We start from the raw sequence: 18,151 nt of genomic DNA on the forward strand, positions 1-18,151 counted from the left end.
GGACAAGGTATTCAAAAAAAGCTGTTCAAGCTTTATTGTATCTGTTTCACCGTAATACGCAAACAATATCTTAAAATTAAAAAGCAAAAATCCTTGAATTTACAAGGATTTTTGCAGTTCTGCACCTATTTTGTTACAGCGTGTGCCACTTTTATGCACAGATCCATGATAACCGTTCTGCCTTTTTCTTTTAGCATCTGGTATGCTTCCTCATTAACTAGCCCTTGCTGTGCCCAAAATACTGGCGCATCTGTCTCTAAAAACTCTTCCGCCACTCCAGGAAGCTGTTCTGAGCGCCGGAATACATTTACGATGTCAATCGGACCGTCTATCTCTTTTAAAGATGAAACGGCTTTGACACCTAGCGCCTCATCAATTGTAGGATTCACAGGGATAATTTCATAACCCGCGTCCTGCATTGCTTTTGAAACCATATGTGACGTTCTATCCGGACGGTCTGAAAGCCCTACTACCGCTATACGTTTGCTTCTTTGAAGAATCTCTTTAATTTCCGCTTTAGAAGGGTTTTGCATCGTGTGTCACTCCTTTTTCACTTATTTTACACGATCAAAACAGGAGAAATCAAAATATGATGCATGTTTGATTGGATTTGTAAGCAAACTTTACAAAAAAACTTATCATCAGATCATGACATCTCATGTTAAAATAAAAAGAAGGGAATTTGAAAAAGGAGAAATGTAGATGTTAATTGCTTTATTGATTATTTTGGCCTACTTGATAGGCAGCATTCCATCTGGCTTAATTGTGGGCAAGCTTGCCAAGGGAATTGATATTCGGGAGCACGGAAGCGGCAACTTAGGCGCTACCAATGCATTCCGTACATTGGGTGTAAAAGCTGGTTCGGTCGTCATAGCCGGAGATATTTTGAAAGGGACACTGGCAACTGCATTGCCTTTTCTCATGCATGTTGATATTCACCCGCTTCTTGCAGGAGTCTTTGCGGTTTTAGGCCACGTGTTTCCCATCTTCGCCAAATTTAAAGGCGGTAAAGCCGTGGCGACATCAGGAGGCGTTTTGCTATTTTACGCACCCCTGTTATTTATCACGATGGTTGCGGTATTCTTCATCTTTTTATACTTGACTAAATTTGTTTCTCTCTCATCGATGTTAACAGGGATCTATACTGTTATATATAGTTTCTTTGTCCATGATACGTATTTATTGATTGTCGTTACCCTGCTCACTATTTTTGTGATATACAGACACCGAGCGAACATTAAACGAATTATCAATAAAACAGAACCTAAAGTAAAATGGTTATAAGCTTAAAAAACTTCTCTTTTGACACAGAATAGCCTAATACGTTTATAATAGAGAAAATTCAAATGAAGAACAAAGGGGTGTTCTGTTATGAATATGACAATTAACGAAGACGCATTGAACTGGTATAAAGAAGAACTCGATTTGGAAAGCGGAGACCAGGTTCGCTTTTTCGTCCGCTATGGAGGCTGCAGCAACGTTCAAAAGGGTTTTTCTCTCGGTGTAGCGAAAGATGCCCCACAAGAGGCTGGAGTTACTGCAGAAGCTGACGGCATTACCTTCTTTATTGAAGAAAGTGATTTATGGTACTTTGATAACCACGACCTTCTCGTCAGCTATTCAGAAGACGCTGATGAACCGGTTTTTGAATACCAATAAAAAAGAACGCACATCATGTGCGTTCTTTTTTTACAAATGAAATCGTATAAGATGATCGGTTAGGTTTTCTTGTTCCAAAACATATTTTTGCGTTTCACCCAGCAGATCGAAGTGAGGAAATTCACTTTTCTTATGGATCCATTCTTTTTTTAACCCGTACGCCGCTCCCCACTGAACCAGCTTATCAATGTCTGCACAACCGGCTTTTGTTACAGTCCTTGCTCCCGGAAATCGGTCATCCAGCCAGTAATGTGTTAAAAATGCGATTTCTCCTCTTTTCACTGCTTGTTTCCACCGGTTAAGTTCCTCCCGTTTCACACCAAACGCCATATCCCATTCACTTCCCTATTTTTTGGCCTTTTCATATGATGTGTGCCAATCTGGAAAAGCTTTGCGGAATTGAATTGGCTTAAAGCTTTCTTTATCCACACAAATATGAGATGAGGTGGCTTTGATGGAAAGCTCACCGGCCGGATTATAAATGTGATAACCATAGACGGTTTTAAAGCCGTTATATTCCTCTATCCATGTATGTACAACCGCGGTTTCTCCGTAATGAAGCGGCTTTTTATAGGAAATGTTGATATCAACGACTGGGGACAGAACGCCTCTTTTTTCCATATCACTATATAAAAAGCCTAAGTCCTTAATCAAGGCCGTTCTGCCGACCTCCATCCACACAAGATAATTTGCGTGATAGACAATTCCCATTTGATCTGTTTCTGCATAACGCACTTCTATTTCTTTTATTGATACATGCAAGATTACTCTGCTCCCTTAACGTCAATTTAGCCCCATTTTACCATAATCAAATCAGAAAGAAAAAAACCAGGTTTCCCTGGTTTTTTAAGAACGGTATCCGTTTTGTCTCGCTGCAGATTCGTCCTGTATTTCATTACGAAACGCTTCAATGCTCTGTTCGCGTCTTGCATTTTTTTCTTTGATACGCTGTTTATCTTCTCCTGAAGCAAACTCCATTGATGCTTCTGCTTCTTCTATATTTTCAATTGTATTTTGAACCATATCCTGCAATTTTTCCACATTGTCAGAGCGATCATCAGGATTAGGCTGCTGATATTGATTTTGGTTCTTTGTCATTCGGATGTACCTCCTAGAAATAAACTCGAATTTTCGCTACTCGCCTTTTGTCTGCATGATAATCGGCCGCTGTCCTGAAGTATCATGCATTTTTTCCCCTTTATTGGCTTTATATTTTACAGGCTTTGTACCCAAGTGGCTTGGAGCATATTGAGGCTGACCGTTTTTCTTGTTGTTTCCCATGTTTATCCCTCCTCAACAGATAGGTTTCTCAAAAGGAGGGGTAAACATGAATACAAATTAAAGGTTATTTTTGCTTAAATCGCTGTTCAAGCTTTTCCTCAAGCTGATTTAAATACTCTGTATTGGTCATCAGCTCTTTTTTGTTTTCCATGACGAGCTCATGAAAAGAACGTTTTCTCATCTTCTTCACGCTTCTCACCTCCGCATATTCTTTTATTTTTTCCAATTCTGAAAACTTGTAAGCATATCTGAGCATAAAAAAAACTGAATCTAATCAAGATCCAGTTTTCGTTCCATTTCTTTTTTTGTCATGGTGCCAACGTGTATGTCTTGGATAACACCTTTTTCATCTAAGATATATGTCGTTGGATATGACATCACGTTATAGTCAGCATTGATCCCTTTTTTATCAATCAGAATGGGGAATGTTAAATCATACGTATCAGCAAACGCTCGGACCTGTTTCTCACTTTTCTCAGCTGAAGTGAAATTTACCGCAACAACCGCAAGTTTGTCGGCGTACTCTTTTTGCAGCTTTTCCATCGCAGGCATTTCCTGACGGCACGGTTTACACCAAGTTGCCCAAAAATTGAGCAGCACTTTTTTGCCTTTTGCATCCTGTAAAGAGCTTTTCTCTCCTGACAGCGTTTTCAAAGAAAAATCAGGTGCTTGTTTCCCCTCTTGAATTCCGACTTCTTTTTTGCTGTATGTTTGATATAAATTCCATCCCGTATAACCGGCAAGCATGATAAGCAGGATCCCTGCGAGCCATTTTTTCAGCATATGCCACCTCCGCAGCACATTGTGTCATAAAAAGAAGAGAAAGCGAAATGCCTTCTCTTCCTATTGATTCATCAGGACTGCTTCATTTTTTCACGAAGCACCATTTGAAGGATGCCGCCATGGCGGTAGTAATCAATTTCAACTTCACTATCAAAGCGGACGACTGCTTCAAAAGTTGTTACATTGCCGTCTTCATTGATTGCTCTTACAGTTACAAGGTCACGAGGACGAACTGTTTCATCAACATCTACCTCAATGACTTCTTTACCCGTTAAGCCGAGTGTATCCGCATTTTCACCTTGTTTAAACTGAAGCGGCAGCACACCCATGAATACAAGGTTGCTTCTGTGAATTCTTTCGAAGCTCTCTGCAATGACCGTTCTGATGCCGAGAAGGTTTGTTCCTTTTGCAGCCCAGTCACGTGAAGATCCCATACCATAGTCTTTTCCTGCTAATACAACAAGACCAGTTTTATCTTCTTTGTATTTCATGCACGCATCATAGATGGATGTTACTTCACCAGTCGGCCAGTACGTTGTAAATCCGCCTTCTGTACCCGGTGCAATTTGGTTTTTGATGCGAATGTTTGCAAATGTTCCTCTCATCATGACTTCATGGTTTCCGCGGCGGGAACCGTAGGAGTTAAAGTCACGAGGAGAAACACCTTTTTCTTGCAAGTACTTTCCGGCAGGCGTATCTTTTCCGATTGCCCCCGCAGGAGAAATATGGTCAGTTGTGACTGAATCACCGAATTTACCGACAACACGCAAACCTTTTAATGGTTCAACCTTGCCTGGCTCAACAGACATTTCTTCGAAGAATGGCGGATTTTGAATGTAAGTTGACTCGCTATCCCATTTATATAAAGCTTCATCTGTTGTTTCAATTTCGTTCCAGCGCTTGTTGTCATCAAATACTGTTTCATACTCTTTGCGGAATAGCTCTGGCGTAACAGTTTGCTTAACAAGTGCATTGATTTCGTCCATTGACGGCCAAATATCATTAAAGTATACGTTTTGACCATCCTTGCCCACACCGATTGGATCGGTTTTCAAGTTAATGTTTACCGTTCCAGCCAGCGCATATGCCACAACAAGCGGCGGTGAAGCAAGATAGTTGCCTTTAACAAGCGGGTGAATACGTCCTTCAAAGTTACGGTTTCCGGAAAGGACAGACGTAATCAGAAGATCATTTTTCGCAACCGCTTCTTCAATTTCCGGTGAAAGCGGGCCTGAGTTCCCGATACATGTTGTACAGCCGTACCCAACGAGGTTAAAGCCAAGCTCTTTCATGTATGGAAGAAGGCCTGAATTCACAAGATATCCTGTAACAACTTTAGAACCCGGTGCAAGTGACGTTTTCACGTAATTAGGCACCTTAAGCCCTAACTCAACCGCTTTTTTCGCTACCAGTCCGGCGCCGATCAGAACGTATGGGTTTGATGTATTTGTACAGCTTGTAATCGCAGCAATGGCGATCGCACCCGTTTTCATAACTGTTTCTTCACCGTTAAGGAGTTTAAACTTAATTTCTTTATTTTCTTCCTCAGCATTTAAACCGAATCCTTGGTTACCTGCAGGGCTGACTAAGTGCTTTTTAAACGTTTCCTGCATAGCAGATAGCGGGATCAAATCCTGAGGACGCTTTGGACCCGATAAGTTTGCTTCAATTTGAGACAGGTCAATTTCAACCACATCAGTAAATTGAGGGTCTTCCGCATCTGGAGTGTAGAACAAGCCATTGCTTCTGCAGTATGCTTCAACAACATCAATATGTTCAGGATCACGGCCAGTCAGGCGCAGGTAGTTAAGCGCTTCTTCATCTACTGGGAAGAATCCGCATGTAGCACCGTATTCCGGAGCCATATTCGCAATTGTTGCGCGATCTGCAAGCGGCAGTTCAGCAATTCCCGGTCCGAAGAATTCAACAAATTTACCGACAACGCCTTTTTCACGCAGCACTTGTGTTACTTTTAACGCCAAGTCAGTAGCTGTTGTTCCGTTTGGAAGCTTGCCGACAAGTTTCGCGCCGATTACCTCTGGAACTGGGAAGTAAGAAGGCTGTCCAAGCATTCCCGCTTCAGCTTCAATTCCACCGACACCCCAGCCGAGAACACCGATACCGTTAATCATTGTTGTGTGTGAGTCTGTTCCGACAAGCGTATCAGGATACGTTACAAGCTCGCCGTCTTCTTCAATGGCATGGACAACACTTGCCAAGAACTCAAGGTTGACCTGGTGCACAATACCTGTTGCAGGCGGTACTGCCTGATAATTGTTAAACGCTTTCTTTGCCCAGCTTAAAAATTTGTAGCGCTCTGCATTTCTTTCGAATTCCAAGTCCATATTTACTGCTAATGCATCTTCTGTACCCGCTTTATCTACCTGTACAGAGTGATCGATAACGAGATCAACAGGAATTTCAGGGTTGATTTTATCAGGATCTCCGCCGACAGCTGCCATTGCTTTACGCAGTGAAGCCAGATCTACTACTGCCGGAACCCCTGTGAAGTCTTGTAAAATAACACGAGACGGTTTGAACGGAACGTCGATATCCTTTAATTCGGCAGTTCCCCATTTTGCCAAATTTTCCACGTGTTCTTTTTTGATAACGAAGCCGTCAACTTGACGCAATACTGATTCTAAAAGAACTTTGATGGAATAAGGAAGCTTCGAAACCTTTCCTATACCTGAATCTTCTAACGCTTTTAAAGAGTAGTAATGATATGTTTTCCCATTTGTAGTAAACGTTTTTCTCGCTTGGAAAACGTCTTTTGCTGCAGTTTTTTGCTCGTTTGCCATTCTCCAAAATCCCCCTTCAGATCAGATCATTCTCAGATGAACATTACATTCCATCACAATTTTCTCACAATTTCATATTAAAACAAAATCATACATAAGTAAATATCAATGTTTTTATTAAATACAATAAGTTCGACTTATGAGAAAAATGTACCGGTAATTTTTACTGTTTACGCTCTCTCATATAACACAATAAAAGAAGCCATATTATGATTGAGGTGATAATGATGGTCAAAAGAAAAGCGAATCACGTCATTAACGGAATGAATGACGCAAAAAGCCAAGGCAAAGGCGCCGGCTATATTGAAAACGACCAGCTTGTACTGACTGAAGCAGAACGCCAAAATAACAAAAAAAGAAAAACCAATCAATAACACCGAACTCTTTTAAGGAGGTTCTCATTTTATGACCAATAAGAATACAAGTAAAGATATGCATAAAAACGCCCCTAAAGGACACAATCCCGGCCAACCCGAGCCTCTAAGCGGAAGCAAAAAAGTAAAAAACCGAAACCATACAAGACAAAAGCACAACTCAAGCCATGATATGTAAGAAAAGCAGACCTTAGTGTCTGTTTTTTTATGCGTTCACCCATTATAATCCACCGCATATGATGTAAAGCAAGGTTGATATGTGGAGGAATGCTTCCATGGACCATTCAAAACGCAACGATGCAAATGATTTCGATAGTATGGATGAATGGCTTCGGCAATTTTTTGAAGATCCCTTCGCCTGGTACGACGAAACATTGCCTATTGATTTATATGAAACTAGTCAGCAGTATATTATAGAAGCGGATCTGACTTTTTTACAGCCTACACAAGTAACAGTTACCCTTTCTGGATGCGAGTTCATCTTAACTGTCAAATCGTCAGGACAGACTTTTGAAAAACAAATGATGCTTCCTTTTTATTTTAATGACAAAACCATTCAAGCCGAATGCGAAAATCAAATACTCACAGTCGCCGTCAATAAAGAAACAGAAGATGGCTCTTCTTTTTCTCTTCAATTTCCTCTCAGCTAAACATAAAAAGTCACTTTCATCCCCTATTATGAAAGTGACTTTTTTTCCGTCCATTTATCGTCAAATACCCTCTAGTGACTCTCCCATGGCCAAATAGCAGATTCACTATACAATAGAATATGATCTACTATCTCTTTTGACTAGACGTCTATCACTTTTTTCTATTCTTTTTTTACTGTGTTCTTCTAATCTCTCTTCGTATACAATATGGTTAGAATAAGGAGGAATGATTGATGCTGGAAGGATGGTTTTTATGGTTTATTCTGTTTTGGGTGATCATGATGGTAGTCTTATTATCAATCGGCGGTTTTTTCATGTTTCGAAAGTTTTTAAAGCGTTTACCAAAAGAGGACGGCAGATCAGAGCTTGATTGGCAGGATTACTATATTGAAAACAGCAGACATTTATGGAACGATGAAAACAAACAGTTTCTAGATGAATTGACTGCGCCGGTGCCAGAACTGTTCAGAGATGCAGCAAAAGCCAAAATCGCAGGCAAAATCGGTGAGCTTGCATTAAAAGAAAAGGTAGCAAAGATTGATCAGCAACTTATGATCAAAGGCTATATTCTCGCAACTCCTAAAAGAGACCATACCTTCTTAAAAAGGCATCTGCGGGACAAAAAAATCGATTTGGAACCTTATCAGACCCTTCTCAAATAAAAAACCTTTCCTGACAAGAGGAAAGGTTTTTTAATTCATTTGAATATTAGATGACTGCAGCTCGTTATGAAGTTTTCGATATGATAAATACATGGCGATTCTCCAAGGCACAATCATACCGAAAGCCAGAATCCAAAACATTCCGCTCAGTGCACCATAATCAATTGATGTGCTCAAGATCGATTTCATCACGATTCTGATCACCAAAAGACCGACTAATATAAAAACAAATGCTTTAGAGCGTTTCATGTAAATTTCATTATTTTTAATTTCGAACTTAGAAGTTTTGATTAGAAAAATAGAGAAAATCACACCTAAAGTGAATGCTTCCAAAAACTCTGCACCAGTTACCCAAAATACCGGAAATAAAAACATTAACGCTCCCGTACTCATAAAAATCGGCGGAAGAATGATTTTTTTTGGTGAAACAGGCTTGTCAGAGGACTTTATTCTGACCACCATCACAGCTACAGCCATTAACACAGCAATAATCGATGAAACTATAATCATCATACTTATCATTCCTTTGTTTCTCGGAGTGTTGATACTATATACTATACTCCAAAACAATAAAAAAAACCATTTTGAAAAGAAATGACTTTAATGTCCCATAACGCGGCTTACAGCTTCCAGCACTTTTGTTTCCTCAAACGGCTTAACAATAAAATCCTTTGCCCCCAGCTCAATTGCTTCCGTTACAATTCTTTGCTGGCGCATGGCGGTGCACATGATGACCTTCGCTTTAGGATCAAAGGTTAAGATATCACGAAGCGCTTTTATGCCGTTTTTCACCGGCATTGTAATATCCATTGTCACAAGGTCCGGGCGCAGTTTTTTATACAGGTCCGCTGCTTGTTCACCGTCCGCCGCTTCGCCTGCGATTATGTAATTTGCCTCTTCCAAGATCTCTCTGATTTTCACTCTCATGAACTTGGCGTCGTCTACAACTAAAACTCTTGTCATATTCCCCTCCAACAATCGATTTCCACAGATAATAGTCTTATTGTACCAAAAACAAAAGGATTAGTAGTAGTACGAAAGTAATTTACCGTCAAAAACCAGTAAAGCCTCCAAAAAGATCTGACAGCAAAATAATGATCAGGCTCATCCAATTAAAGAATAACAGCACACCAATCACAATCATCAAAACGCCGCCAGCTTTCATAATGAAAAGCTGGTTCTTCCTTATCCACTTCAGCTTTGTGATAAAAAAAGACAATAAAAGAAACGGTACCGCAAAACCGAGTACATATAACATCATGTATGGCACCGCTGAGCCCGGATTGGTGCCTGCAAGTGTGATAACAGCAGCTAATATCGGACCGGTACATGGTGTCCATCCAGCTGCAAATGCCATTCCGATTAAGACCGACCCTAAAAACCCGCTTGGTTTATGCTTAAAATGGATTCTCCGCTCTTTCATCATAGCCTCAGGCCGGAACACACCGAGTGTAATGAAACCGAACAAAATAATAAGCAACGCGCCAATTTGCCGAATCGCATCGTGATAATCCCTAAACAGGCTGCCAATAAAAGATGTTCCATAGCCTAAAGCAATAAAAATGACTGAAAAGCCAAGCAAAAAACACAAAGTATGAAACAGGCTTCTTTTCTGCAGCAGCAGCTTTTCAGTTTTTACATCGTCCATGCTGACCCCTGTAATATATGACAAAAAAGCTGGGTAAAGCGGCAGGCAGCAAGGCGAAATAAAGGATAAAAACCCCGCTCCGAATGTCAAAAAATAATTCACGTCTCCCATGTCATCATCCCTTCATGATTTGACATTCCTTCAAGTTATGACAAAATCATTTCATTTTTTTAACACTTTCACTTGAAAGATTTCTATTTTCAGAAAAAACTTATATAATTTAATTTGACATTGAGACATTATACTCCTTCTCATTTGAAAATTAGTATAAATATGGATATAATATAAACATTCACTTTGAAGATCTAATGTATGAAAGGATACATCCCTGTGATTAGAGAGCATCTATTAAAAGAAATTGAAAAAAAAAGAGCAGAGCTGCTGCAAATTGTCATGGCGAACGGAATGACATCTCATATTACGATAGAGCTCAGTCAGGAGCTTGACCATCTTCTCATACAATATCAAAAGCAGCGCCTTCGAGCAGTAGCGGGTGATGAATGATTGCAAAATAAAAAACCCGTATAAGGGTTTTTTATTTTATAACCATGTTTCTCTATATCATAATCTTTACGTATTATTTCGTTTGATTATTCATGGCTTTCATCATTTGATTGATTTTCTTTTGAGAAGGTTTCATTCCCATTTGCATCATCATCATGCGTAACATTTGTTCATTAATAGGCGGATTCTTTTTCAGGTAGCTCATCATATATTTACGAGCAATAAAAAACCCGAGTGCAACACCTATGAGCAATGCAACAACGCCCACTAGGATGCCAACCCATAAAGTCATTTTATTTCCTCCTTCATGTTGTCTAGTTTAAAGTGTACTAAACCAAAAGCTATTATACAACATTTACATCTCTTTTTCTTCGGTTTTAGACAAAATTTCTTTCTTTCACCGGATTTAGCCATCCGTAACGCTTCGAATTGAAATCCATTGCTAAAAAGCAAGGGCTTACTTTTCTTAACACTTCAAAGAATATCGTTTCTGCCTCGTAATCTCCCGAAGCCACAATTTCTATCATGTGCTCCTTCATCATAAACGTCGCGTGGCCTTTTGCTTTCGGCAAAGCTATTCTATAAATATAATCCAGCTGCCTGTAATCCGTCTTGTTTAAATTCATTTTTAACCGCTGATGCATATGTAAAATCGGGATTGGTTGTGTAATATATTGAATCTGTTTCTCTGTCATTTCATACTGCTGCTTTTCAAGGCTTGTCCAATGATAGTCTTGAAACAGCTCAAACATAACCGATTCCCGGCCGAAATAGTGATTGGCAAATTCCTCTTTGATCAGGTACGTATAGTAGTGACGTTCCATCTTTTCATCCCCTTTTCCAGCAGCATTTCATTTGCTCTCTATTATACAAAAGAAGAAAAGAAAGAATTGTCTATTACTGTTAAACAGCCAATACTATTTTTGTCGGATAAACAAGAAAAAGAGGATGATTTGACTCATCCTCTTTCAAAAGCTTACTTATTGATTAATGCCTTAACTCGATTCACTACGTTCGGAACTGAGAAGCCGTATTCGTTAATGATGGTTTCACCAGGAGCAGATGCACCGAATCGGTCTATGCCGAGAACGTCACCTTCAAGCCCCGTGTATTTGCCCCATCCAAATGATGAGCCCATTTCAATTGCAAGACGTTTTTTCACATCTGCAGGAAGGACTTCGTTTTTGTATTCATCAGATTGTTTCTCAAAACGGTCCATTGAAGGCATGCTGACAACAGAAACATCGATATTTTCTTTTGCCAATTCAGCCTGCGCTTCAATTGCAAGACCTACCTCTGATCCGGAGGCGATGAGAAGAGCGTCAGGTGTTTCGTTTTTAGATTTAGAAACGACATATGCACCTTTTTCTACTCCTGCCAATGCTTCTTCAGCTGTTTGATCGATGGTAGGAAGGTTTTGACGTGTAAGCACTAGCGCTGTTGGGTGGTCAGTGCTTTGCACTGCAAGCTTCCATGCTGCTGCTGTCTCATTGCCGTCTGCTGGACGGATCAAAGAAAGGTTAGGCATCGCACGGAGTGAAGCAAGCTGTTCAACAGGCTCGTGCGTCGGACCGTCTTCACCAACCGCAATACTGTCATGTGTGAAGACATATGTCACAGGAAGGCCCATTAACGCTGCAAGGCGAATCGCAGGACGCAGGTAATCAGAGAAGACAAAGAAAGTTCCGCCGAATACACGAAGACCGCCATGAAGCGCCATACCGTTTAAGGCTGCACCCATCGCAAATTCACGTACACCAAACCAGAAGTTTTTGCCTGAGTAATCAACCGCTGTAAAATCACCGGCATTTTTAATAGTCGTTTTGTTCGATCCCGCTAGGTCAGCAGAACCTCCGACAAAGAAAGGAATTTTTTTCGCAAGTCCGTTGAGAACTTCACCGGAAGATGCACGGGATGCCAGGCTGCTTCCTTTTTCATACACAGGAACCTCTTGATCCCAGTCCTTTGGAAGCTCTCCTTTGATTGCCAGTTCAAGCTGTTCAGCAAGTTCAGGATAAACTTCTTTATATTTAGCGAATTGAGCATTCCATTCTTGTTCTTTTTTCTCACCTGATTCTTTAACAGCTGCAGCGAAATGCTCATAAACTTCTGACGGAACGTAGAAGTCTTCTTCATATGTCCACGCGTAAGCTTCTTTTGTTAATTTGCTTTCCTCTTTACCAAGCGGCGCACCGTGAACACCGGATGTACCGGCACGGTTAGGTGAACCGAATCCGATTGTCGTTTTCACTTCAATTAATGTAGGTTTCTTTTCATTTTGGCGTGCTTTTTCGATAGCCGCTGTTAATTCTTCAATATTGTTTCCATCCTCAACATAAAGAACTTCCCAATTCATTGCTTCAAAACGCTGTTTCACGTTTTCAGAGAATGAACGGTCGAGGTCTCCATCAAGAGAGATGTCATTAGAATCGTATAGTACAATCAGACGGCCAAGCTGAAGATGGCCTGCGAGTGAAGCGGCTTCAGAAGAAATACCTTCCATTAAATCACCATCACCGCAAATACTGTATGTATAATGATCGACTACGTTAAATGAATCGCGGTTGTATGTTTCCGCTAAATGGCGTTCAGCAATTGCCATACCGACTGCCATGGCAATTCCTTGGCCAAGCGGACCTGTTGTAGCATCAACACCGGCAGTATGTCCGAATTCCGGATGTCCAGGTGTTTTGCTGCCCCACTGGCGGAATCCCTTAAGATCTTCAATACTAAGATCAAACCCGCTTAAATGAAGCATGCTGTATAATAGTGCTGACCCGTGTCCAGCAGATAAAACAAAACGGTCACGGTTAAACCAGCCAGGGTTTGCCGGACTTACGTTCATAAATTTTGTCCACAGCGTGTATGCCATTGGAGCGGCTCCCATCGGCATCCCTGGGTGACCAGAATTTGCTTTTTCAATAGCGTCTATTGACAGTGTGCGAATGGTAGCAACTGATTTCTTTTCAATTGTATCCATAAAAATCCCCTTCCTTATGTGTTGTACCCTTACATCATAAATGTCTGACGACTTTTTCTCAACTGTTTCAGCTTAAATTTGAGAGAAACTTGTTGAATTTTGTCACATAAGAGTTTTGATTATAGTATATGCAAAAGAGGAATACGATATTGCCGTATTCCTCTTGTATTAGTGAAGTTTGTTATTTCTTTGTTCTCTTTTTAGCTTTTCTGGTGTTACATCATTGCCTTCTGGGTCAATGATTTTCACACTTTTTAACGTGTTCTTCATAGAAGAACGAAAACCTTTCAAGTACTCTTGACGGAGCTTTTGCTGTTCGGCTTTTTCTTCTTCTGTAATAACGCCAGCTTTAGCTTTGGCAGCAAGCTCATTAATTCTGGCAATTTTCGCGTTTGAAATCATGTTAAACTCCTTTATTGCATTTTGTCTATATAGTACTAGATCAAAAAAAGTTTTACAACTGATTCACTCTGCTGTCTCTTCATTCTCTATGTATTCCTGAAAACGCCGGTGAACGGTTGCTTTAGAGACATCATAGCCAAACCCTCTTAGGGTAGCCGCGATTTCAGCAAACGTCAGTTTATTCGCTCTCAGGCGGACGATCTCTGAGATTGGCACCTCTATTTTTTCTTTTCCACTGTTCCCATGTTGGTTTTTTAAGTTTTTTTGCGGTTTAAAACCGTTTTTTACTGCACGTTTCATTCCCCGTCTGATTTTCATGTTGTGAATCTTTCGCTGATACTCTTCCACAATGCTGACGATTTCCAAGACCATTGAGTCAGCCTCCGATAACTCCAGTTCACCTCTATGAGCCGTTGTATAGACTTTCACACCTTCTCTATAAATACAATGAAGCAGTGCGATTTTTGCGTTTCCCCGTCCGAGCCTTGTCTCATCCTGAACCAAAATGACATCAATTCCAGCGTTCTTAATCTCATCAAGCAGCTCAAATACACCATCCCGATCCATTTCATATCCGCTGGCTTTTTCTGAAATCACTTTGACCACTTCCATGCCGTTCTCCGCTGCAATGGCCGTAAGCTCCTCCTCCTGCCGCTTTAATGACGTTTCCTGCTGTTCTTTATTTGTGCTTACACGGGCATAAATGAGTGCTTTCATTTTATCTCTCTTTCCTCTCTATCTTACAGTTGCCAATTCATATGCATCCTGATGCTTCTTTTTCAATGGGATCACTAACTCATCACCCGGCTGGATATCAGATGTTTGTAGTTGATTTTTATCAGCTACCCATTCAATAAAATCATTTTTGTTTATCTTTTTTGTATCTGCTACCTGATCAGCAATTGACCAAAGTGTGTCGCCTTGCTGGACTTCTATTTTAACATACTGATTAAGCTCCTGGCCGCTGCTTGTATATGACAGCATAAGGATAACCGCGCTCAAAATCACTGTGAACAGACCGACAAAAATAATAGATTCTTTACTCATGATCATAACCTCCAACAGGAATGTTTGTTCGCATTTTTATAATTTCAGTATATACGAACAAACGTTTCTGTCAATTGTTTTTTCGAACCTATGTTTGTACTGTAAGGAAAATCATGCTATAATCTTCTTAAAATCGACGTTTTGAGGTGCGAAAAATGACGAAGCTATCAAAAAGGCAACTTGATATCCTCCGTTTTATTAAAGCAGAGGTTAAATCAAAAGGATATCCGCCTTCCGTGAGAGAGATCGGAGAGGCTGTCGGGCTTGCGTCCAGCTCTACTGTCCACGGCCATTTGGCCCGCTTGGAAACAAAAGGACTGATCAGACGGGATCCGACAAAACCAAGAGCAATAGAAATTCTTGATGAAGAAGTAGACATTCCGCAAAGCCAGGTCGTTAATGTACCGGTCATCGGGAAAGTCACGGCGGGATCTCCTATTACAGCAGTAGAAAATATTGAAGAATATTTTCCGCTCCCAGACCGCATGGTTCCTCCAGACGAGCATGTATTTATGCTGGAGATTATGGGAGACAGTATGATAGATGCTGGTATTCTCGATAAGGACTATGTCATCGTTAAACAGCAAAACACAGCGAACAATGGGGAAATTGTAGTTGCGATGACAGAAGATGATGAAGCAACTGTAAAACGATTCTATAAAGAGGATACCCACATTCGCTTGCAGCCTGAGAACCCAACGATGGAACCTATCATTTTGCAGAATGTCAGCATTCTAGGGAAAGTGATTGGCGTGTTCAGAACCGTCCATTAATCTATTGATCTATCAGATGCATGAAATAACCCCCTCTTCCTTTACGGAGAGGGGGTTTGTTGTTCAAAAAAAGCAGGCTCGCCCTGACTTTTGGGTGCGAGCCTGAATAGGAGGAAAAAGAACATCATGTTTACACCATAATTATCCACCAAAAGATTGTTGAAGTCAAGAAATTTTCTTTCCTTCAGGAAACTTTGATCAAAATATGAACGTTTAGAATATTAGACGCTATCTTCTTAAAAACGTTTCATTTTTTAGGTCGTGGAAGGATGCGGTTTCATATTTATTAAGGGGCGAGGCAATTGAAATAACTGAAAATTTAGTGCATAGTTTAGGTAGTTCAACACTCTGTTAAAACAGCTTGCTTTCTTCATATAAAATGTAATATGTATTTCAATTTCACCTTCACCCAATCACTTGTACAGTTCAAAAGATATGGCATCGTTGAACAAGTCGGGTAGAAACCTTCCCCAAACATAAAGTCTCCACCAACACCCTTCTTTAAATTTAACCTTATATGAAATATGGTTGTGATATCAAAAGGCCGTTTCATCATAAAAGTGCATATGCGTTTTTTCTTGTTTGTAATATCGAAGCCTGTCTTGAAGGGTTCCGGTATGAAATTCAAATTTGTGGCCGTCAGGGTCGGTAAAATAAATTGATTTTCGATCGCGTTCATCTCGTTCTCTGCCAGGCAGAATATTGACATGAAGTCTTTTTAATTTAGCTGACATCTCCTCAAATTCATGATCTTCAATTGTAAAAGCAATATGGGTATAAGAAAGCTTAATGTCATTTCTCGGGATGTCTGGTTCTTCATTAAGCGCTAGCCAGATGCCGTTCATATCAAAATATGCAGTTGTTCTTCCCTTTACCAAAAGCTTTGCACCAAACACTTTTTGATAAAAATCAATCGATGTATCCAAATGCGAAACTGAAAATAGCAAGTGATTGATTCCTTTTATCTCCACAAATCATTCCCCCCTTGAAAGCTGATCATCCACATATACGACTTTTTTCATAAGAAAGTTTCATACAGCTGAAAAAAATACCAGTGTAAACAAAAACGGACTGTTTAAAATAGTAACATGACCATTATGAATGGTTTTGAATTGCATTATTTATCATTTGTTTACGCCCAAGAATTTTCTTCAAAAAATAACAATTTAGGTGGTCAAATGAAACATATCATTGCGCTTGCTTCAAAGATTGCTTTCACTCTCGCCCTTTTATATGTGATTTTGGACAGAGTCTATCACGCATCCTTCTTAAGTGTGATGTTTATTGCACTTTTCTTAGGTTTTGTTTCCTATCTTTCTGGTGACATGCTCGTCTTACCCAGAACAAACAATATTACAGCTTCATTGGCTGACTTTGGCCTTTCATTCGTTATTCTTTGGGTATTTGTTTTAACCCAAACAAGAAACGATTTCTCACCATTTGGAGCGGCTCTCCTTTCCGCTGCCTGTCTTACTGTTTTTGAATACTTTTTTCATCGGTATTTACTGAAAAATGTGCTTGATGAAAATTTCCGAAATGAACTGTCAGCGAGAGATAACACGTTGCAGTATCAAACGGAAGCCGCGGACGAGCTGTTTCCCGAAACGAAAGAGAAGCATAAGGAATAGGAGGCTGTCTTATCGCCTCCTATTTTTCAGTAGCTATTTTTGAGAAAACGGAACATCACTTCTGTAAACTCATAAAACCTCTCATTTTGAGTAACAGCTCTGCTTTTTAAAGAAAAGATGCCGAACAAAGACTTTCGAAACCCTGTGCTCATTTCTATCTGAATACTTAAACCTGTTTTTGATTTATTTGCAATGTTATTCGGACTAACGCCCGCATGTGGATGGTCCGTATTGAGCAATACAGCAGGAAAACCGGCATGCTGCAATTTCTCAACTAAATCTGCCGCTCTTACGCGATCTGTACCGCCGACTTCGATCTGCTGATCTTCTTCTGCGTACCCGTGTAATGAAATGACATATTCATGATTTCCCGTCATTTTAAGGGCCCGAGGTTCATCAAAGTGCGTGCTCGTAATGTGCAGGACTGAGTTTCCTGCCGATTTTAAGCCTTCAAATAAATACATCGAGTACTCTTTGCTGAGCTCTCTCGCTACTTCACTTGTCCCGCCTTCAATACCTCCTCCGTGAATGGCTAAAACAAGAACAGGGCTTCCGGTTTCTTTCGTAACAACGCCGTAATCAGAAGGATCTTCATTGCTTTTTAATTCCTCAAAATTCTGATATACATCTTCAGCATAAATTGAAGAAATCGGAGTAAACACCATAAAAATCAACAATAATTTTACAATTTTAATAGTTGATGGAAAACGTTTGGCTATGTTACAATCAACATGCTTCAAGGAATGGAGCAAACGGCGGAGCAGGGATACTTTGGCCGGTTTCATCTACTCCGCCTCTAAGTCCAAATCAACAGGATGTAGGTCTCTTTGAGGCTTTAGCACGAATTCTCTCGTCCTCCTTGTTAAATTTTTGTTAAATTCACAATATTATATACCATTAGCCCGGGCGCTGTTCTTCTCATTTTTGAATTTATGAAAAGTAAGCTGGCACCACCTCTC

At 40.2% G+C, this 18,151-nt stretch carries 29 protein-coding genes; 9 read left to right on the forward strand and 20 right to left on the reverse strand.

The window, feature by feature from the left end; genetic code table 11:
- Positions 1–125 precede the first annotated feature (125 nt).
- Positions 126–533 (reverse strand): CoA-binding protein, encoded by a 408-nt coding sequence (locus tag BGM23_RS12270; RefSeq protein WP_003245606.1) that lies wholly within the window; start codon positions 531–533, stop codon positions 126–128.
- A gap of 169 nt (positions 534–702) precedes the next feature.
- Here BGM23_RS12270 and plsY point away from each other — a divergent pair, with 169 nt between their 5' ends.
- Together plsY and BGM23_RS12280 are read left to right on the forward strand one after the other, a co-directional pair.
- On the forward strand, positions 703–1,284 hold the full coding sequence (plsY, locus tag BGM23_RS12275; RefSeq protein ID WP_003231560.1) for a glycerol-3-phosphate 1-O-acyltransferase PlsY: 582 nt from the start codon (positions 703–705) through the stop codon (positions 1,282–1,284).
- 87 nt (positions 1,285–1,371) lie between these two features.
- Complete coding sequence (locus BGM23_RS12280; protein WP_003231562.1) at positions 1,372–1,659, forward strand: HesB/YadR/YfhF family protein; 288 nt, start codon at positions 1,372–1,374, stop codon at positions 1,657–1,659.
- A 30-nt stretch (positions 1,660–1,689) separates the two neighbouring features.
- Here the strand turns inward: BGM23_RS12280 and BGM23_RS12285 are convergent, their stop codons facing one another.
- The 7 genes from BGM23_RS12285 to acnA all read right to left on the reverse strand — a co-directional run bounded on the left by BGM23_RS12285 (position 1,690) and on the right by acnA (position 6,524).
- On the reverse strand, positions 1,690–1,989 hold the full coding sequence (locus tag BGM23_RS12285; protein ID WP_029726676.1) for a hypothetical protein: 300 nt from the start codon (positions 1,987–1,989) through the stop codon (positions 1,690–1,692).
- Between the two features lie 15 nt (positions 1,990–2,004).
- Positions 2,005–2,421, reverse strand: coding sequence for a YbgC/FadM family acyl-CoA thioesterase (locus tag BGM23_RS12290; protein ID WP_029726675.1), 417 nt, complete (start codon positions 2,419–2,421; stop codon positions 2,005–2,007).
- 84 nt (positions 2,422–2,505) lie between these two features.
- Entirely contained in the window at positions 2,506–2,757 is a 252-nt protein-coding gene (gene tlp / locus BGM23_RS12295; RefSeq protein ID WP_003231568.1) for a small acid-soluble spore protein Tlp, read from the reverse strand.
- Positions 2,758–2,793: 36 nt separating this feature from the next.
- The gene (sspN, locus tag BGM23_RS12300; RefSeq protein WP_003231569.1) at positions 2,794–2,940 is read right to left on the reverse strand and encodes an acid-soluble spore protein SspN; all 147 of its coding nucleotides are present in this window, start codon (positions 2,938–2,940) and stop codon (positions 2,794–2,796) included.
- 64 nt (positions 2,941–3,004) lie between these two features.
- Positions 3,005–3,130, reverse strand: coding sequence for an FbpB family small basic protein (locus BGM23_RS12305; RefSeq protein WP_003244964.1), 126 nt, complete (start codon positions 3,128–3,130; stop codon positions 3,005–3,007).
- 80 nt (positions 3,131–3,210) lie between these two features.
- Positions 3,211–3,723: a redoxin domain-containing protein gene (locus tag BGM23_RS12310; protein WP_029726674.1), complete on the reverse strand. Its 513-nt coding sequence runs from the start codon at positions 3,721–3,723 to the stop codon at positions 3,211–3,213.
- 71 nt (positions 3,724–3,794) lie between these two features.
- Positions 3,795–6,524: an aconitate hydratase AcnA gene (gene acnA / locus BGM23_RS12315; RefSeq protein ID WP_021479772.1), complete on the reverse strand. Its 2,730-nt coding sequence runs from the start codon at positions 6,522–6,524 to the stop codon at positions 3,795–3,797.
- A 227-nt stretch (positions 6,525–6,751) separates the two neighbouring features.
- Here acnA and sspO point away from each other — a divergent pair, with 227 nt between their 5' ends.
- The 4 genes from sspO to yneK all read left to right on the forward strand — a co-directional run bounded on the left by sspO (position 6,752) and on the right by yneK (position 8,210).
- Positions 6,752–6,898: an acid-soluble spore protein SspO gene (gene sspO, locus BGM23_RS12320; RefSeq protein ID WP_003244839.1), complete on the forward strand. Its 147-nt coding sequence runs from the start codon at positions 6,752–6,754 to the stop codon at positions 6,896–6,898.
- Between the two features lie 31 nt (positions 6,899–6,929).
- Positions 6,930–7,076, forward strand: a complete 147-nt coding sequence (locus tag BGM23_RS12325; protein WP_003221237.1) for a small acid-soluble spore protein P — start codon at positions 6,930–6,932, stop codon at positions 7,074–7,076.
- Positions 7,077–7,155: 79 nt separating this feature from the next.
- Positions 7,156–7,548, forward strand: a complete 393-nt coding sequence (gene cotM / locus BGM23_RS12330) for an outer spore coat protein CotM (protein ID WP_072174018.1) — start codon at positions 7,156–7,158, stop codon at positions 7,546–7,548.
- A 233-nt stretch (positions 7,549–7,781) separates the two neighbouring features.
- Positions 7,782–8,210 (forward strand): DynA interaction protein YneK, encoded by a 429-nt coding sequence (gene yneK / locus BGM23_RS12335; protein ID WP_003231580.1) that lies wholly within the window; start codon positions 7,782–7,784, stop codon positions 8,208–8,210.
- Between the two features lie 30 nt (positions 8,211–8,240).
- Here yneK and BGM23_RS12340 read toward each other — a convergent pair whose 3' ends face one another.
- The 3 genes from BGM23_RS12340 to ccdA form a co-directional block, all read right to left on the reverse strand.
- The gene (locus BGM23_RS12340; protein WP_010886519.1) at positions 8,241–8,732 is read right to left on the reverse strand and encodes a CcdC family protein; all 492 of its coding nucleotides are present in this window, start codon (positions 8,730–8,732) and stop codon (positions 8,241–8,243) included.
- 78 nt (positions 8,733–8,810) lie between these two features.
- Positions 8,811–9,173, reverse strand: a complete 363-nt coding sequence (locus tag BGM23_RS12345; protein ID WP_003245707.1) for a response regulator — start codon at positions 9,171–9,173, stop codon at positions 8,811–8,813.
- An 88-nt stretch (positions 9,174–9,261) separates the two neighbouring features.
- Positions 9,262–9,969 (reverse strand): cytochrome c-type biogenesis protein CcdA, encoded by a 708-nt coding sequence (ccdA, locus tag BGM23_RS12350; protein ID WP_003231585.1) that lies wholly within the window; start codon positions 9,967–9,969, stop codon positions 9,262–9,264.
- 219 nt (positions 9,970–10,188) lie between these two features.
- Between ccdA and ynzD the strand changes: the two genes are divergently transcribed.
- Complete coding sequence (gene ynzD, locus BGM23_RS12355) at positions 10,189–10,362, forward strand: aspartyl-phosphate phosphatase YnzD (RefSeq protein WP_010886518.1); 174 nt, start codon at positions 10,189–10,191, stop codon at positions 10,360–10,362.
- Positions 10,363–10,435: 73 nt separating this feature from the next.
- Here ynzD and BGM23_RS12360 read toward each other — a convergent pair whose 3' ends face one another.
- From BGM23_RS12360 to yneA, 6 genes are all read right to left on the reverse strand, one after another.
- On the reverse strand, positions 10,436–10,654 hold the full coding sequence (locus tag BGM23_RS12360) for a YneF family protein (protein WP_003221221.1): 219 nt from the start codon (positions 10,652–10,654) through the stop codon (positions 10,436–10,438).
- Between the two features lie 85 nt (positions 10,655–10,739).
- Positions 10,740–11,186 (reverse strand): sporulation inhibitor of replication protein SirA, encoded by a 447-nt coding sequence (sirA, locus tag BGM23_RS12365; protein ID WP_003231591.1) that lies wholly within the window; start codon positions 11,184–11,186, stop codon positions 10,740–10,742.
- Between the two features lie 152 nt (positions 11,187–11,338).
- Positions 11,339–13,342 carry a transketolase gene (gene tkt, locus BGM23_RS12370; protein WP_014476936.1) on the reverse strand — a complete coding sequence of 668 codons (2,004 nt, stop codon included), beginning with the start codon at positions 13,340–13,342 and terminating at the stop codon, positions 11,339–11,341.
- Between the two features lie 168 nt (positions 13,343–13,510).
- Positions 13,511–13,744 (reverse strand): DUF896 domain-containing protein, encoded by a 234-nt coding sequence (locus BGM23_RS12375; RefSeq protein WP_003231595.1) that lies wholly within the window; start codon positions 13,742–13,744, stop codon positions 13,511–13,513.
- 63 nt (positions 13,745–13,807) lie between these two features.
- Positions 13,808–14,461 (reverse strand): YneB family resolvase-like protein, encoded by a 654-nt coding sequence (locus BGM23_RS12380; RefSeq protein ID WP_015714011.1) that lies wholly within the window; start codon positions 14,459–14,461, stop codon positions 13,808–13,810.
- Between the two features lie 18 nt (positions 14,462–14,479).
- Positions 14,480–14,797 carry a cell division suppressor protein YneA gene (yneA, locus tag BGM23_RS12385; protein ID WP_003231598.1) on the reverse strand — a complete coding sequence of 106 codons (318 nt, stop codon included), beginning with the start codon at positions 14,795–14,797 and terminating at the stop codon, positions 14,480–14,482.
- 149 nt (positions 14,798–14,946) lie between these two features.
- Here yneA and lexA point away from each other — a divergent pair, with 149 nt between their 5' ends.
- Entirely contained in the window at positions 14,947–15,564 is a 618-nt protein-coding gene (gene lexA, locus BGM23_RS12390) for a transcriptional repressor LexA (protein ID WP_003238209.1), read from the forward strand.
- 370 nt (positions 15,565–15,934) lie between these two features.
- Here lexA and BGM23_RS22170 read toward each other — a convergent pair whose 3' ends face one another.
- Both BGM23_RS22170 and fosM read right to left on the reverse strand, forming a co-directional pair.
- Entirely contained in the window at positions 15,935–16,192 is a 258-nt protein-coding gene (locus tag BGM23_RS22170; protein WP_371929877.1) for a hypothetical protein, read from the reverse strand.
- Positions 16,101–16,535 carry a FosM family fosfomycin resistance protein gene (gene fosM, locus BGM23_RS12400; RefSeq protein WP_003231604.1) on the reverse strand — a complete coding sequence of 145 codons (435 nt, stop codon included), beginning with the start codon at positions 16,533–16,535 and terminating at the stop codon, positions 16,101–16,103. The genes BGM23_RS22170 and fosM overlap by 92 nt, the downstream gene beginning before the upstream one ends.
- Positions 16,536–16,742: 207 nt before the next feature.
- Here fosM and BGM23_RS12405 point away from each other — a divergent pair, with 207 nt between their 5' ends.
- On the forward strand, positions 16,743–17,192 hold the full coding sequence (locus tag BGM23_RS12405; protein ID WP_003245454.1) for a YndM family protein: 450 nt from the start codon (positions 16,743–16,745) through the stop codon (positions 17,190–17,192).
- Positions 17,193–17,218: 26 nt separating this feature from the next.
- On the opposite strand, the gene pghL is transcribed toward BGM23_RS12405, so the two are convergent.
- The gene (pghL, locus tag BGM23_RS12410; RefSeq protein WP_015714006.1) at positions 17,219–17,977 is read right to left on the reverse strand and encodes a gamma-polyglutamate hydrolase PghL; all 759 of its coding nucleotides are present in this window, start codon (positions 17,975–17,977) and stop codon (positions 17,219–17,221) included.
- Positions 17,978–18,151 lie beyond the last annotated feature (174 nt).

Origin of the sequence: Bacillus sp. FJAT-14266, assembly GCF_001719225.1 — a bacterium.
Taxonomy (GTDB): domain Bacteria; phylum Bacillota; class Bacilli; order Bacillales; family Bacillaceae; genus Bacillus; species Bacillus subtilis.

Bases quoted from the DNA above. Each gene is read 5' to 3' on its own strand.
- ccdA (WP_003231585.1), bottom strand. From the start codon at position 9,969: ATGGGAGACGTGAATTATTTTTTGACATTCGGAGCGGGGTTTTTATCC.
- BGM23_RS12345 (WP_003245707.1), bottom strand. From the start codon at position 9,173: ATGACAAGAGTTTTAGTTGTAGACGACGCCAAGTTCATGAGAGTGAAA.
- sspN (WP_003231569.1), bottom strand. From the start codon at position 2,940: ATGGGAAACAACAAGAAAAACGGTCAGCCTCAATATGCTCCAAGCCAC.
- plsY (WP_003231560.1), top strand. From the start codon at position 703: ATGTTAATTGCTTTATTGATTATTTTGGCCTACTTGATAGGCAGCATT.
- yneA (WP_003231598.1), bottom strand. From the start codon at position 14,797: ATGATCATGAGTAAAGAATCTATTATTTTTGTCGGTCTGTTCACAGTG.
- tkt (WP_014476936.1), bottom strand. From the start codon at position 13,342: ATGGATACAATTGAAAAGAAATCAGTTGCTACCATTCGCACACTGTCA.
- tlp (WP_003231568.1), bottom strand. From the start codon at position 2,757: ATGACAAAGAACCAAAATCAATATCAGCAGCCTAATCCTGATGATCGC.
- BGM23_RS12380 (WP_015714011.1), bottom strand. From the start codon at position 14,461: ATGAAAGCACTCATTTATGCCCGTGTAAGCACAAATAAAGAACAGCAG.
- BGM23_RS12340 (WP_010886519.1), bottom strand. From the start codon at position 8,732: ATGATAAGTATGATGATTATAGTTTCATCGATTATTGCTGTGTTAATG.
- cotM (WP_072174018.1), top strand. From the start codon at position 7,156: ATGTGGAGGAATGCTTCCATGGACCATTCAAAACGCAACGATGCAAAT.
- BGM23_RS12375 (WP_003231595.1), bottom strand. From the start codon at position 13,744: ATGATTTCAAACGCGAAAATTGCCAGAATTAATGAGCTTGCTGCCAAA.
- sirA (WP_003231591.1), bottom strand. From the start codon at position 11,186: ATGGAACGTCACTACTATACGTACCTGATCAAAGAGGAATTTGCCAAT.
- sspO (WP_003244839.1), top strand. From the start codon at position 6,752: ATGGTCAAAAGAAAAGCGAATCACGTCATTAACGGAATGAATGACGCA.
- pghL (WP_015714006.1), bottom strand. From the start codon at position 17,977: ATGAAACCGGCCAAAGTATCCCTGCTCCGCCGTTTGCTCCATTCCTTG.
- BGM23_RS12310 (WP_029726674.1), bottom strand. From the start codon at position 3,723: ATGCTGAAAAAATGGCTCGCAGGGATCCTGCTTATCATGCTTGCCGGT.
- BGM23_RS12270 (WP_003245606.1), bottom strand. From the start codon at position 533: ATGCAAAACCCTTCTAAAGCGGAAATTAAAGAGATTCTTCAAAGAAGC.
- BGM23_RS12285 (WP_029726676.1), bottom strand. From the start codon at position 1,989: ATGGCGTTTGGTGTGAAACGGGAGGAACTTAACCGGTGGAAACAAGCA.
- BGM23_RS12280 (WP_003231562.1), top strand. From the start codon at position 1,372: ATGAATATGACAATTAACGAAGACGCATTGAACTGGTATAAAGAAGAA.
- BGM23_RS12405 (WP_003245454.1), top strand. From the start codon at position 16,743: ATGAAACATATCATTGCGCTTGCTTCAAAGATTGCTTTCACTCTCGCC.
- acnA (WP_021479772.1), bottom strand. From the start codon at position 6,524: ATGGCAAACGAGCAAAAAACTGCAGCAAAAGACGTTTTCCAAGCGAGA.
- BGM23_RS12325 (WP_003221237.1), top strand. From the start codon at position 6,930: ATGACCAATAAGAATACAAGTAAAGATATGCATAAAAACGCCCCTAAA.
- lexA (WP_003238209.1), top strand. From the start codon at position 14,947: ATGACGAAGCTATCAAAAAGGCAACTTGATATCCTCCGTTTTATTAAA.
- yneK (WP_003231580.1), top strand. From the start codon at position 7,782: ATGCTGGAAGGATGGTTTTTATGGTTTATTCTGTTTTGGGTGATCATG.
- BGM23_RS12360 (WP_003221221.1), bottom strand. From the start codon at position 10,654: ATGACTTTATGGGTTGGCATCCTAGTGGGCGTTGTTGCATTGCTCATA.